We start from the raw sequence: 14,277 nt of genomic DNA on the forward strand, positions 1-14,277 counted from the left end.
GCTGAATTTTTCGCACCATTTGTTACCTCACGTCGAGCATGACAAACAACCTCTATTGTAGCCTGGGTGCAGGCTCAAAGAGCCGAAACCCGGGTTTTCATCTCATAGGATTCTATTGCAGACACTCTCTATGAACTAATTCAAGGCGTTTTACGAAACAAAACAATTGAACTTCTAATAGAGCTCAATATGATTTTGAGATGTCAATTCACTCGAAGGTGAACCCGGGTTACGGCCTTTCAGGCCTACACCCAGGCTACGCATATGGATTCATCAGCGAGTAGCGAGTAGCCTGGGTGTAGGCTCAAAGAGCCGAAACCCGGGTTTTCATCTCATAGTATTCTATTGCATACGCTCTCTATGAGTTAATTAAAGGTTTATTAGCAAACAAAACGATTGAACTTTTAATAGAGCTCAATATGATTTTGAGATGTAAATTCACATGAAGGTGAACCCGGGTTACGGCCTTTCAGGCCTTCACCCAGGCTACGCATATGGATTCATCAGCGAGTAGCCTGGGTGTAGGCTCAAAGAGCCGAAACCCGGGTTTTCATCTCATAGTATTCCAATACATACACTCTCTATGTATTAATTCAAGGCGTTTTACGAAACAAAACAATTGAAGTTCTAATAGAGCTCAATGTAATTTTGAGATGTTAATTCACATGAAGGTGAACCCGGGTTACGGCCTTTCAGGCCTACACCCAGGCTACGCATATGAATTCATCAGCGAGTAGCGAGTAGCCTGGGTGTAGGCTCAAAGAGCCGAAACCCGGGTTTTCATCTCATAGTATTCCAATACATACACTCTCTATGTATTAATTCAAGGCGTATTACGAAACAAACAATTGAAGTTCTAATAGAGCTCAAGGTAATTTTGAGATGTTAATTCACTCGAAGGTGAACCCGGGTTACGGCCTTTCAGGCCTACACCCAGGCTACGCATATGGATTCATCAGCGAGTAGCCTGGGTGTAGGCTCAAAGAGCCGAAACCCGGGTTTTTATCTCATAGTATTCCATTGCACACCCTCTCTATGAACTAATTCAAGGCATATTACCAAACACATGAAAGCTGTATTTAAGATATGCAAAGTGATCACTATGTTGTATAATTGGTCGATTTGACGCATAGACTAAGGAATCAATTATGCGAAGCAAGCAAAATTTACGTGATCATGCCACGTCACATTCTGTGTCAGCCTCCACATCCGATACGACTAATAATGCACTATCAAGCTACAATATGACGGCTGATATAACTAATCCTTTTGCTCAGGGTATTGAACTGGAACGAGCCATTCATACAAAAGACGTTATAAGAGCTATGGAACTTTTTAATCAGGGTACTCACGTAACTAAAAGGGCTGCAATTGAAGCGGCAAGGCTTATAGTGTTTTTTCCAATACTACATCATTACCTCGATCTGCAAGAAGATGGTTCCATGCATCCCGACTTTTTTTATGCAGTTTATAAAAATGCTCCTCAAATACCCTCTGAATATTCAGAGACTTGTTTAAAGCTTTACAGATCCCTTATTCAAAAATCGAATCCTGCGGGTGCCAGTCAATTGTTTGCTGAGATTGGTGGCATAACTAACTGTATTGATATTCCTGTGCTTACTATTTTTCGTGAATTTAAATGGGATCTCTCCTTATTTTCGGTCTCTTATTCAGTAAAATCCATTGAAGTAATCGATTTTGTTTGGGCTGATTTATCTGTAAGTGAACGAGCGAAAGCGTTTGAGCGTGCTGTTGAATTAAAACATTTATCATGGGTTGAGGAAAAGCTGCTTCAGGGATTTCCAATTCCATCCGGGGCTTTAAGCGCAGCATTAAGAAACAATCATAGTGCAATGTTTGATCTTTTAATGCAATACAAGGCCCCCTTTGATCAGTTTACTATTGCCGCAGCCGTTATGACAAACGATATTCCTTTAGTAACGAGGTTGCTAGATTTAGGGGCACCTTTAACAGGATACGCACTAAATATTGCGCTCGTCTGTAATAACGAAACTATGATGAATTTCCTGATCCAAATGGGTGCCAGGCCAAATTCTGATGTGATTAGGACTGCGTTTTACAAAAATTTGTATGACTTGGGAATTAATCTATTGGAATTATATGGACTAGATAAAACCGTTGATTACCTTTTGGATATCAACCCGGATACAATTTCTGACGAACATCTCGATCGTTTATTTGCCATCATTTCGAAATGTGATCACTATTCAGCACTGCGCCTGGTAATGTTAGAGCCAGAATCTCGTGCTTTGCATTATTTGAATCGATTTGTTAATGAAAAACAGGTAACAATTCCTGATCAAGTTTTTTCTTACGCTGCAGAGCAAAATAAGCGCAGCATAATCGATTTTTATTTAAGTCACGTGAAACCCGGTCAGCGAATTAATATCTGCAAAATCCTTAAGAGTAATAATGACTATGCCATTCAGGCCATAATGAGTATACCTGATTTTAAATTGTATCTAAATGAACAATTTTTGGTTGCTTATGGCAGTGATCCTGCTCTAGCAGTTTTGCCGGATATGTTTTATCAGAGTTTGCAAAAGGACATACATCCATTTCATGCGGATAAATTTACCCTACAGGCCATTGAGACAGTCTTTAATGATTTATATGATCTCATCATATATAAAAGAAAATGTGTTAGCCATTTTGAATCAGTTGAAGATTATGCACCGCTTATCGCTCAATATTTTATGTATGCCCCAAATTATGAACTTAATTTTTGCGACTGGTTTTTGCTCTCAGCATGCATGCGTTCGATCAAAACCGTGCGTTGGGAAATGATTTTTCCTGAATTTGATCTTCCAGAACCGTTGCAAAATTTATCTCCTTTTGGCTTTGATCCCCAAGTGTATGAACAGCTCCTGGTTATAACAAGAAAAGCGGCACTTATAGAGGCAGATCCTAATTCGGAGTTGAATGCTTATAAATTGACGGTATTATTCGGCTCTTTTGAACAAGCGCAGCTGTATCTTGAACATTTTAAAGGGCGCAGACGTCCGGTTCATGATGCGTGTATCTTCGGTTTACCGAATGCTGGAGTATGGGATATTGAATCCTGGCGTAATTTACTCATTAACAGTGAGGGTGGTTATTATCGTAAGGTGTTTAATTTTATACCGCTTGCTCCTGTTCTCGAGCGTGTATTTTCTAACCCATTGCCTTCATGGAAATCAGCAAGAAATCATCTTGACCATCATCCGCATGCACGTTTTAGAACAATGACTGTGGCCAGCTATTATCATTGGCTGGTTCTCGACCGGATGCAAAACCATCCTGATTATCAGGGACGTTTGCCAGCCATTACTGTTGGTTCATCACGTTCTGTTTCCTCTGCTACCCGACCAGTACGCATGAGTAAACAGGATAGAAAACAACAAAATGCACTTGTTTGGGAGGCTTTGCAAGCCTGGATGCCTCAAGATATGGCGTTTTTTGCTGGCAGACAAGGTCCGCCGCCACTTACCGAATTTTTTAACCGATTGGAACAACAAGCTCGTTTTGACAAAATGACAGCACGTGCGCTAACAGGGATTGTCGTTTCGAAGCTCTATCATACACGCCCTATAGATCCAAAATATATGGATTATGCTTTTGAATGCGCAGCAGCAGGGGTGTCGGCTCAGGATTTTTTCAAAACATTGTCTATTATTGAGCGGGGCCCAAAACAGGTAAGCTATATTCCCAAATTCTCCCTTGATGGCAGTCTGATTCACCATGATGAGTATGTTATTGAAACCATGTCCGATATTGATCCCATGATATTTTTGCTGGGAAAAAAAACAGCGTGTTGTCAAAGTATTAATGGACATTCCAGGGATTGTGTTCTGCATGGGGCTAAAACTCCCTATGGAGGGTTTATCCGGATCATGAAAAAGAATACCCATAATCCTTGGGTTGCTCAATCCTGGGTGGGTTTAACCAGTAGAAATGAAATTGTTTTTGATTCCATTGAATGGAATAAATGGCATGATGAACGCATTATTCTTGCCTTATATGAACTGGCTGCTACCTACATCCTCATGAAAGACCAAAGGATTTGCAAGGTATTGTTTGGCAAGGGTGGAAATACGCCCCAAGCCCATAAATACCAGAGCCAAAATGAAGAGCCCGCTCGAATCATAGGCTACAAGGATATTGGATATGATTCGATAAATGAGCGTTTTATCCTTGCCCAACAAGGGTATTTAAATCCAGCTCTTCATCATGTTTTGCAGTCTGTGCCTCCAGTACATTATTCCTGCGATATGACTGATGACGGTTTTGTTCTTGCAACAGGGAAAGACACTTTTGTTAACGAAGGAAAAACACGTCGAGGTCTTAGTTTAAATACACTGTCACGAAATGCCTTTTTTGCGACTCGACCTCAAGTACATGCCTTGCTCAAGGCAAATAAGGCAAATCCACTTCTTGAGGAAGGATATTATTCAAAATCCGCTAAAGGTGTTAGAGAACGCATAGGAGAGTATTTTTTGACATTTAAAGCTATTGAGGCCATTTGGGCGATGAAAAAAGGTCAAAATCCTGTTTATCAAGATTTTCCTTGCATTCTGGTGGATAACGACAGTGTTCGTGTCTCAGATTATTTGCGTGATAATCCTCTCAAAAGTGAAGGCCGAGTTGCTATAGGTTTTGTTGATGACATTCATGCCACGGCGGCATACATTGAGTGCATAGACGGATGTCTTTATGGCCAGATTGTTGACTCGGAACCGGGCGACCTTGACGACAGTTTATTAGCACAAGCCATCCGCCAAGCGTTACCGGGTATTACGCTTTATATCAATACCGAACGTTTGAAAGTTGACTACTACAGTTGCGCAACCTTTATGATAAAGTCGCTGATGTTTTTTGCCAAACAAGGACATACTCTCTGGGAGTACGCAAAGCAAGGCAGGCTTCCCCCTGCGTTGCTCAAAATGGCGCAGCGTATTGATTTTTCGAAACTTGATGCCGCTGATTTGAATCAGATCGTCAGTACTCATAAAAAACAGAGCTTACAACAATATGTTGACCAGCATGAGTGTACTTTTGTCAATAAATCATGGAATGGTGCAGCCATCAGAGCAAAATATCGCTGGTTAGCAAGGCTTGCAGAAACTCAGAACGATTCCGTTTGTGCCAGTTCAAGCACTACCCATATTGCACGAATGAATTTGCTATGAGGCATTAAAATATCATTGTTCTGTACATGACCAGTTTTGGGCATGTACGGCTTGATGAGCTAGTAAGAGGACGCTATTATTTTTCAGGCTTATCCAGTTTATGCCCATCTAAAAGGTGCTGGTCTCGCTTGTTTTCTTGTTGTTCTCTTATTTTTTCTTCTTTAGTTCTGCCAAATTTAATGCGATTTTCAACCGCTTTTTTTTCTTTTTTGGCTTTGTTTTTGGCCTTTCTTTTTTTATTCAAATTAATGAGTTCTGCCATCGGTACTCTCGTTAAAAGATGTTTTTTTAAATAATGCCAATAAATTTGGGGTTTATCTATTTGCCCTTTACGTTAGTATATTTTAACTTAAGTTGTACTCAGCGTTAAATGTTTCTATGATACAGCATCAAATCAGCCTTTAGCTTGAAAATTAAGGATATAGGTAATCGAAGTGAACTATTATTTGGCTTCAGGATTATTATTTTTAAACGGATATTTACATGCATCTTTTATAGAGCAGACATTAGGTGCAGCAGTTGTTAGAGATGCTACTGCTGTTTATTTTAATCCCGGTGCTTTAACGACCATATCAAAACCCCAGCTTATTCTTTTGGGAACCTTGGCACGATCGCAGTTTGAATTTACTGGTAGTGTCCAACAAATTCCTTTGGGATTGAGTGAGTCGGGTTCGGTAATGACCCAATCCAAATTTGCCTTACCTTCCATGTATGTTAGTTTTCCTATTAACAGCCGCTTTACTGGTGGCTTTGCTGTGGTTGCCAATGATTTTAATAGAGAACTGGATGAACATTCTGTTCTACGTTATGTTCAACCACGAAATCAAACAAATGCCTTGGATTTAGTGCCTGCGCTTGGTTTTAAAATCAATGAAGTTATCTCTCTGGGAGGTAATCTCAATATAACCTACGCTAAATTGGAACAAGAGCCCGTCTCAGGGGGGCCTCGTTTTAATATTCCTGATAGTCAAAGTTACAATAACAGCAAGGCATACAGTTGGGGTGGGGATTTGGGGGTTTTGGTGCAATTGGCTAAAACAACCACTTTAGGGTTGAATTATCGTAGTGCAGTTACCTATCCTTTTCGTGGAACCAGTACACGATACAATCCGCAGTTTATTTCTGCAGATAATTTCAATTTTAAATTTTGGACGCCAGCACGAACTGTCATTTCTTTGAGTCATTTTTTTAATGAACATTTGGGTTTTATTGGTACAGCTCAATACCTGCAATGGGATATTTTTAAAGAAGCGTATATCTACAATTTTGTGACCCAATTGGGGCGCAATTCTTTTATCGTTCCTCAGGCGCAAGTTAATTATTACTTTCATAACAGTTGGCTACTCACTCTTGGAACCATATATAACGCCTCACCACAATGGAAGGTGCGAGTAGCCGGAACTTATAATCAGTCGCCTGCAAATGGGCGTTATCAAATAGGCACAGGAGATAGCTTGACTGTCGGTTGTTCCATGGGGTATCAAATGTGGGATAACATGACCGTAGATTTCAGCTATGGCCATGCTTTTTACCAAAAAGAGCTTATTAATATCAGTGGCGCACAAAATATTATTGAAGGAAGCAATAACGGTTCTCATGATGCGGTATCATTAAAACTTACAATAACTGCATAATGCTTATTTATATTCTAAATAAGCATTGTTCTATGATATTGGCTTACTTTTTACTTTTCACGATGCTCATAGCTGTTGCTACCAATCCGCCGAGATCCGCAAGATTTCCTGGCAGTATCAGCGTGTTACCCTCTTTGGCAACTCGTCCAAAGGCATCTATGTATTGCTCTGCAACTTTAAAATTTACTGCTTCCATACCCCCGGTAGATTGGATGGCCTGAGCTACTTGGACAATGGCCTGAGCATTGGCTGCTGCTACGGCTTTAATTGCCTCAGCCTCTCCTTGAGCACGGTTAATGGCGGATTGTTTCTCTCCCTCCGAGCGTTGAATGAATGCCTCTCGTTCGCCAGTAGCAAGATTAATTTGTTCCTGTTTTCTACCTTCTGAGGCGGCAATTAATGCTCTTTTTTCCCTTTCTGCAGTTATCTGAGCTTGCATGGCATGAATAATTTCCTTGGGAGGGGTTAAGTCCTTGATTTCATACCGTAATACTTTGACTCCCCAACTTGTTGCTGCTTCATCCAGTGCGGCAACGACTGCGGCATTGATGTGCTCTCGCTCTTCAAATGTCTTATCCAGCTCCATTTTGCCTATAACTGAACGCAAAGTAGTTTGGGCTAGTTGGGTTATCGCTAAAACGTAATCACTGGTTCCGTAAGATGCAAGTTTAGGATCTGTAACCTGGAAATACAAAATACCGTCTACCTGTAATTGTGTGTTGTCCTTGGTAATACAAATCTGACTGGGAACATCAAGCGGCACTTCTTTCAGCATATGTTTGTAAGCGACTCTATCAATGAACGGAATAACTACGTTTAATCCGGGTGATAATGCCGCATGAAATTTTCCCAATCGTTCGACTATCCATGAGTTTTGCTGAGGTACAACTTTAAGCGCAGTAATGATAAAAACAACGGCTACAGCTAAAATTGATAATGCAATTTCCATGATGCCTCCAGTGAGTGATCCTATAAGTTACAGTGGCTTTTTATTGGTTATAACAAGAACAGAGCCACGAACATCCTTGATATAAAAAATGTCTTTATGATTCATTTCTTGAGACTCTGGTTCAGCATTCCATTCAGTCCCTCGGTAAAAAACACGTGCCGTGCCATCTTCTTTCCAGGCTAATACTTCTACAGATTGACCCACGTCGAGATTAAAGGGATTTGCCTCTGCTTGATGGTCGCTTTTCCAGCGATACAAATACATGATGCCGACAATACTCGCTAATGCGGCCAGAGTTAGCTGAGCGGTAAACGCCAGTCCAATAAAGGCCAGGAATCCACCAACAGCCATCGCAATCGCAAGGATTAATAAATAAAAGGTTCCGGTTGCCATTTCCAGTCCAAGCAAAACTAAAGCCAGTAAAAACCAGTAAATATAAATTGTCATGACTGTCCTTTGAAGGTACTAAAGCGTACTGTAGTATCCCCTAAAGAATACGAAGATAGAATCAGTCGCACTTTAGTACGACATTATCATTATTATAGAATAATTTATATTAAACGAATGTCTTTGTTCGTCGAATACAATAATGTGTTTTTTAATTCATGGCGAGTCGTCAGGTTGGCTTTTGATAGTGAACTGTGAATACAGGGAGCTCGGTATCCATCTGGGCAATCTGGTAACTGTTGATGCCTTTACGATAATGACGAGCCAGATAGCGAACATTGATGAGCACTACTGCCGCTAATACCATAATGATGAGGCTCGGGGAGCTGGGCATTTGAGTAGTTCTTGCCAGATAGTCAGCTAACAGGGGAGGAAGCCCGGCTGCCAGACTTGCCGAGACCGAGTAGACTATAGAAAGAGCGGTGCATCTGATTTGTAAAGGAAATAACTCAGTCAGAAGAACTGTAGAGACGCTGTAATAGCACGCACAGGGTACGGAGATAATCAGTTGCATTAAAATAAAATACCCTGTATTGCCATAATTGATAATATGCATAAATGGGTAGGTCATAATCAGCAGTCCGCTGCTCGCAAAAATCAACATTTTTAAGCGATCTCGCTTGTCTGATAGTCTGCCAAATAGTGGAATCAGAATCGTAACCGCTAACAACGATAACATATTGGATTTCATTATCAAATCATGCGGTATATGCGCATATTGAACAGCATGTAAAGGAATATAGAGATAAAAGAAAAATCCTGTTGTAACTGATAAAAATACAGAAAAGAAGGCAAAGTAAAACATAAACGGATATCTTTTTACAAAATCAAGCGATTGTTTATATATTTCCTTTGTGGTCGGTTTTTTTCTGTTGGAATAATAAATAATATAGGCCAGGCTCTCGGGCATTTTTGCCCGAATTAAAAAACCGATTACGGTGGTTAACAAGGCAAACAAAAAGGGGATTCGCCATAGCTCGTGAAGATCCGGATTCGTTTTTGAATAGTAGTGAAAAGCTTCCGCAACCAAGCAGGCGATTAGGTATCCCGCTTTAACACCGAAAGAAGACCAGCATCCTCTAAATCCCCGTTGGCTAGTATCACCACTTTCAACCAGCAGTGAAGATGAGTTTAAGAATTCAGAACCCAGAGCCATACTCTGGATTATTCTGAATGACAACAAACAGGCCACTGCCATCATGCCAATTTGATCATAAGCAGGAATGACACCAATAAGTGCTGTAGAAATGCCCATAATCAGTATGGAGGCCATCAGTACATTTTTTCGGCCATACAAGTCTGAAAGAAGTCCAAGAAAAAATGCGCCTATAGGTTTAGCCAAATAAGCAATAAAAATAAGGGATAGCATGACAGTTGGCCTCCCTTTGGTTTCGCCCAGCAAGTTTTGGGAAAGTTCGGCGGATAAGAAATAACAAATGGACATATCGTAAGCCTCTACAATATTTCCCATCAATCCGCCGAGTATTACTTTATTTTGATGTTTCATGTTAGACCTGTAGCTGTAAATTCTGCGCCGATAAGGTATCGCAATAGTTAAATAAGGGATTCAGCATGTTGGAGCAATATTGGCCAATTTTATAAAAATCATCTCGTTGGTTGGTAAACAATTCTTGCGTATGCTGGCATGATTTTCGGCTTGCCAAAGAATAGATAACGTAATCATTGTCTATTTTTGCAGCTATTGATAGCCCTATAGGAAAGGAGTGCTTAATTTGTTTGAGATAATAAAGTTCATCATACCGTTCCGGGTCATATAAATTTTGCCATAAAGCTTGTGAGCCCAATTGAAACCATTTGGGGTCGTAAGTCTTGTCAAAGTGCCAAAGTGAACTGCTGAATAAATTGAATTCCATTGATGGTGTTGATGATAAGGAGATAAGCTCATTATCTTCGTTAATGCGTGTCACAGCGATATGATGAATTTCATGTATTCCTAATACATCCCTGAATATGTATGACAGTTTACTTTTAAATGCAAAAAGAATCTCAAGATGCTGTGGGTGGAGCACCACTCTACTGCTATTTTCCATGTATACTTCTCTATGTTCCATGCGGATGGCTAAAATGCTTCACTGAAGCCAAAGCCAAATCTATAATTTTTTTTGACTGTTCTTCATTAGCGTTGATTAGGCTGACGTCGTTAATCAATTCCATTAAAAAACCAGGCACCTCATTTTCCATTAAGCCGCCATTATATAGACATGCAGCTCGTGTGAAAATATAGTGAAGTAAATTCTTGCTGATTGTTATTTGATCTTTGGCTAAACCGGGATCGTTATAAGCATCCCCAAATAATAGCCATCCAGGGGAAACATGCAGTTTTGTAGCGATTTCCACGAGTTTCACTGGTTCAGGTATGGCCTCTCCACGCAAATATTTCCGACATATTTGCACTGAATATCCGGTTATCTCCGCCAGTTTGTGAATACATACCCCGGATGTTGAGCGTTGTGAATTGAAACCGGCAGCTATCATTGCGTCACGCAAGCGGTAAGCGAACTGTTTGGTTAAGTTAACTTTTTCCATGGGGATGCAATGTTCCTCATTTATTATGCTCGCTAGAGTGTAACAAACGATAACATAACCTGCAAATAATGTAATAAATGGAAACTTAAAGTTTCGTTTCGAAATTAAGTGTTGACAATGGAAATCAAACGACTATAATGACCCTCGAAACGTACGGAAAAAGTTTCAACAGTCCAAACACGGAAAACCCCTGATACCGGATGGAACCCGTATCACATTAAAGTCCAACTCATGGAACAGTGGTAAAACATAGCAGTTACCTCGCATTTCATCGGCTTGAATGGTACCCCTCCATTTGGGCCTTTCTATTCTATAACGGGAAGATCAAGCCTTGTAATCAGTTGCATTAAATGGTCTGACCAGGGCATCCTGATTTGCTTATGGCGGCTGCTGTCACCTCGAATTAATTCGCAATGCGATTTGGGTACTTTAAATTTTTTTGCAATAAACTGCAGCAGTTCGGTATTGGCCTGGCCGTTTTGCGGTTTGGCATGAAGTGCTATTTGCAGCGCATCATTGGTTATGCCTAATAATGCTGATTTTTTAGCATTTGGTTTAGCATAGACGGTAAGAAAGACGTAATTTTTTTCTACTTTAAACCACATAGATAGAGTATTCCTGTTCTCGAAGAGCCTGTATTGGCACCTCATGATTTTAGTTCGATGCCTTTTAATTATGCCCCACATTAAGTACTATGCCAGGGTTGTTCTTGATTATTCCCTCGATTATGCAAAAAAATGGATAAATGATTTGCTTTGCAATAATTCTTTATTATATAATCCAAGCCTATTTTGAATACAAGTCGAATTCTAGGCACGTAGCTCAGTGGTAGAGCACCACCTTGACATGGTGGTGGTCGGTGGTTCGATCCCACTCGTGCCTACCAGGTAAATCATAAGATACAGTAGAATCTATATTTTAAAGAGCAGCTGCTGCACTGAATACAAAAGTTTTAACCCTGCTCCGCAGGGTTTTTTTTTGAAAGGAAGTGTGTGACGGATAAGAAGACGGAAAGAACTATGCCAAACATTAAATTACCTGATGGAAGTGTGAAACATTTTGAAGCCCCTGTGACTGTTTACGATGTTGCGCATCATATTAGTCCCGGATTAGCCAAGGCTGCGCTGGCTGGTCGTGTGGATGGTCGTTTGGTTGATACCAGTTATCTAATAGATACGGATTGTTCTTTGGTGATTATTACTGAGAAACAGGCTGAAAGTCTGGAAGTCATCCGACATTCTGTGGCTCATTTATTAGCCCAGGCTGTTAAAGCGCTGTTCCCTAAAGCCCAAGTGACTATAGGGCCAGTCATTGATGACGGTTTTTATTACGATTTTGCTTTTGAGCGGCCGTTCACGCCCGAAGATCTTCTGTTGATTGAAGCAAAAATGCAGGAATTGGCAAAAGCAAACTACCCTGTTACTCGCAGAGAACTACCTCGTGATGAAGCGATTGCCTACTTCAAAAAATTAGGTGAAGAATACAAAGCTAAAATAATTGCGGATATTCCTGCTGGCGAAGTTCTTTCGTTGTACAGGCAGGGTGATTTCGAAGATTTGTGTCGGGGGCCTCATGTTCCTTCTACCGGTTTTTTAAAAGCATTTAAACTGACCAAGTTGGCGGGTGCCTATTGGCGTGGTGATTCCAACAATGAAATGCTGCAGCGTATTTACGGTACGGCATGGGCTGATAAAAAATCCTTGGCCGATTATTTATTTCGTCTGGAAGAGGCGGAGAAGCGTGATCACCGTAAGTTGGGAAAAGCTCTGGACTTGTTTCATTTTCAGGATATTGCACCGGGTATGGTGTTTTGGCATCCCAATGGCTGGACTATTTATCAGGAACTGGAACGATACATGCGCCTGCGTTTGGCTGACTTCGGGTATCAGGAAATAAAAACACCGCAGCTGGTAGATAAAGTATTGTGGGAAAAATCAGGCCATTGGGCAAATTTCAGAGATGAGATGTTTGTCACTGAAACTGAGAATCGCCATTATGCGGTAAAACCAATGAATTGCCCTTGCCATGTTCAGGTATACAACCAGGGGTTAAAAAGTTACAGAGATTTACCATTAAGACTCTCTGAATTTGGTAACTGTCATCGATGTGAACCATCGGGCTCTTTGCATGGCCTAATGCGGGTTAGAAATATGGTGCAGGATGATGCACATATCTTCTGTACAGAAGATCAAATTCAGTCAGAAGTAGCCATGATGCTCGAGCTGGTGCAATCGGTATACACCGACTTTGGATTTAACGAGATTAAATATCGTCTCGCTTTACGTCCTGAAAAGCGGGTCGGCTCCGATGAGGTATGGGATAAAGCGGAACTTGCTCTAAAACAAGCCATGCAGGGCAGGGGAATTGAGTGGGTAGATGCACCCGGAGAAGGTGCTTTTTATGGCCCAAAAATTGAGTGTTCTTTATCTGATTGTCTGGGACGTATTTGGCAGTGTGGTACAATCCAGGTTGATTTTTCCATGCCCGCTCGATTAGAGGCCAATTATATTGCCGAGGACGGCAGCAAACAAACGCCAGTGATGCTCCACCGTGCTATTTTAGGATCATTTGAGCGATTTATGGGAATATTAATTGAGCACTATGCTGGAAAATTGCCTCTTTGGTTGTCTCCAGTTCAGGCAGTTGTGCTCACCATAAGTGAAAAACAGAACGAATATGCAGAAAAAGTTGCACGAATTTTACAAAAAAGTGGTATTCGTACACATTTCGACTTGAGAAATGAGAAAATTGGCTTTAAAATCCGGGAGCATACTTTACAAAAAGTTCCCTATTTATTAGTTATAGGCGATAAAGAAGTGGAAAACAGTCAGGTATCCGTTCGTACACGTGAAGGTGAGGACTTGGGTGTGATGACTTTAGATACAATATGTGATACCTTAAAGCAAGAAATTGCTGACAAAGGATCTCTTTTGAGAAACAAACTGGAGGATTAAACCATTAGTGCACCAACTAAGCGTGAAAATGATCGCGCAAGAATTAATGAACAGATCACTGTACCTGAGGTACGCTTAATTGATGTCGATGGTAACCAGGCAGGAATTGTATCAACACGAGAAGCCCTAAGAGCTGCGGAAGAAGGCGGATTTGATTTGGTTGAAATATCACCAACAGCCAAGCCTCCCGTATGCCGTATTATGGATTATGGTAAATTTCTTTTTGAACTGAGTAAAAAACAAGCTGAAGCAAAGAAAAAGCAAAAGCAAATTCAGGTCAAAGAGTTGAAATTCCGTCCCACGACGGAAGATGGAGATTATCAGGTCAAGCTACGCAACCTGATCCGTTTCCTGAATCATGGTGATAAGGTCAAAATCACGCTCCGCTTTCGTGGTCGTGAAATGGCGCATCAAGAACTCGGTATGAAAATTCTGGAGCGTATTCAGCAGGATACTGCTGATGTGGCTGTTGTTGAGCAACATGCTAAACGTGAAGGAAGACAATTACTGATGGTTTTATCACCCAAAAAAACTAAGTAGCAAATGCGGAGTATATT

11 protein-coding genes and 1 tRNA gene are annotated in these 14,277 nt (G+C 40.8%); 5 read left to right on the top strand and 7 right to left on the bottom strand.

Translation table 11 applies throughout. The features are described 5' to 3' along the window. Positions 1-1,148: 1,148 nt before the first annotated feature. Positions 1,149-5,189, top strand: a complete 4,041-nt coding sequence (locus tag Lwor_RS07515; RefSeq protein WP_058493260.1) for a hypothetical protein — start codon at positions 1,149-1,151, stop codon at positions 5,187-5,189. A gap of 76 nt (positions 5,190-5,265) precedes the next feature. On the opposite strand, the gene Lwor_RS07520 is transcribed toward Lwor_RS07515, so the two are convergent. Continuing rightward, positions 5,266-5,451: a DUF4169 family protein gene (locus Lwor_RS07520; RefSeq protein WP_058493261.1), complete on the bottom strand. Its 186-nt coding sequence runs from the start codon at positions 5,449-5,451 to the stop codon at positions 5,266-5,268. 172 nt (positions 5,452-5,623) lie between these two features. Here Lwor_RS07520 and Lwor_RS07525 point away from each other — a divergent pair, with 172 nt between their 5' ends. Continuing rightward, on the top strand, positions 5,624-6,823 hold the full coding sequence (locus Lwor_RS07525) for an OmpP1/FadL family transporter (protein WP_238584634.1): 1,200 nt from the start codon (positions 5,624-5,626) through the stop codon (positions 6,821-6,823). A 43-nt stretch (positions 6,824-6,866) separates the two neighbouring features. On the opposite strand, the gene Lwor_RS07530 is transcribed toward Lwor_RS07525, so the two are convergent. The 6 genes from Lwor_RS07530 to Lwor_RS07555 all read right to left on the bottom strand — a co-directional run bounded on the left by Lwor_RS07530 (position 6,867) and on the right by Lwor_RS07555 (position 11,371). After that, positions 6,867-7,772, bottom strand: coding sequence for an SPFH domain-containing protein (locus tag Lwor_RS07530; protein ID WP_058493262.1), 906 nt, complete (start codon positions 7,770-7,772; stop codon positions 6,867-6,869). 27 nt (positions 7,773-7,799) lie between these two features. Beyond that, entirely contained in the window at positions 7,800-8,219 is a 420-nt protein-coding gene (locus Lwor_RS07535; RefSeq protein ID WP_058493263.1) for an NfeD family protein, read from the bottom strand. A 169-nt stretch (positions 8,220-8,388) separates the two neighbouring features. After that, positions 8,389-9,726, bottom strand: a complete 1,338-nt coding sequence (locus Lwor_RS07540; RefSeq protein ID WP_058493264.1) for an MFS transporter — start codon at positions 9,724-9,726, stop codon at positions 8,389-8,391. Position 9,727: 1 nt separating this feature from the next. Further along, a complete protein-coding gene (locus tag Lwor_RS07545) occupies positions 9,728-10,270 on the bottom strand; it encodes a hypothetical protein (RefSeq protein ID WP_058493265.1) in 543 nt (180 codons plus the stop codon). 10 nt (positions 10,271-10,280) lie between these two features. After that, positions 10,281-10,766: a helix-turn-helix domain-containing protein gene (locus Lwor_RS07550; RefSeq protein ID WP_058493266.1), complete on the bottom strand. Its 486-nt coding sequence runs from the start codon at positions 10,764-10,766 to the stop codon at positions 10,281-10,283. Between the two features lie 305 nt (positions 10,767-11,071). Next, positions 11,072-11,371, bottom strand: coding sequence for a DUF167 domain-containing protein (locus Lwor_RS07555; RefSeq protein ID WP_058493267.1), 300 nt, complete (start codon positions 11,369-11,371; stop codon positions 11,072-11,074). Between the two features lie 206 nt (positions 11,372-11,577). Here Lwor_RS07555 and Lwor_RS07560 point away from each other — a divergent pair. The 3 genes from Lwor_RS07560 (at position 11,578) to infC (ending at position 14,260) form a co-directional block, all read left to right on the top strand. After that, positions 11,578-11,652 (top strand) — tRNA-Val (locus Lwor_RS07560). Between the two features lie 133 nt (positions 11,653-11,785). Beyond that, positions 11,786-13,720: a threonine--tRNA ligase gene (thrS, locus tag Lwor_RS07565; protein ID WP_058493268.1), complete on the top strand. Its 1,935-nt coding sequence runs from the start codon at positions 11,786-11,788 to the stop codon at positions 13,718-13,720. Positions 13,721-13,723: 3 nt separating this feature from the next. Then, the gene (infC, locus tag Lwor_RS07570; RefSeq protein WP_058493269.1) at positions 13,724-14,260 is read left to right on the top strand and encodes a translation initiation factor IF-3; all 537 of its coding nucleotides are present in this window, start codon (positions 13,724-13,726) and stop codon (positions 14,258-14,260) included. Positions 14,261-14,277 lie beyond the last annotated feature (17 nt).

This window comes from Legionella worsleiensis, from assembly GCF_001467535.1.
Lineage (GTDB): Bacteria > Pseudomonadota > Gammaproteobacteria > Legionellales > Legionellaceae > Legionella > Legionella worsleiensis.

Excerpts from the sequence above, each read along its gene's own strand:
- Lwor_RS07550 (WP_058493266.1), bottom strand. The coding sequence starts at position 10,766 with ATGGAAAAAGTTAACTTAACCAAACAGTTCGCTTACCGCTTGCGTGAC.
- Lwor_RS07530 (WP_058493262.1), bottom strand. The coding sequence starts at position 7,772 with ATGGAAATTGCATTATCAATTTTAGCTGTAGCCGTTGTTTTTATCATT.
- Lwor_RS07545 (WP_058493265.1), bottom strand. The coding sequence starts at position 10,270 with ATGGAAAATAGCAGTAGAGTGGTGCTCCACCCACAGCATCTTGAGATT.
- Lwor_RS07540 (WP_058493264.1), bottom strand. The coding sequence starts at position 9,726 with ATGAAACATCAAAATAAAGTAATACTCGGCGGATTGATGGGAAATATT.
- Lwor_RS07520 (WP_058493261.1), bottom strand. The coding sequence starts at position 5,451 with ATGGCAGAACTCATTAATTTGAATAAAAAAAGAAAGGCCAAAAACAAA.
- Lwor_RS07555 (WP_058493267.1), bottom strand. The coding sequence starts at position 11,371 with ATGTGGTTTAAAGTAGAAAAAAATTACGTCTTTCTTACCGTCTATGCT.
- thrS (WP_058493268.1), top strand. The coding sequence starts at position 11,786 with ATGCCAAACATTAAATTACCTGATGGAAGTGTGAAACATTTTGAAGCC.
- Lwor_RS07535 (WP_058493263.1), bottom strand. The coding sequence starts at position 8,219 with ATGACAATTTATATTTACTGGTTTTTACTGGCTTTAGTTTTGCTTGGA.
- Lwor_RS07515 (WP_058493260.1), top strand. The coding sequence starts at position 1,149 with ATGCGAAGCAAGCAAAATTTACGTGATCATGCCACGTCACATTCTGTG.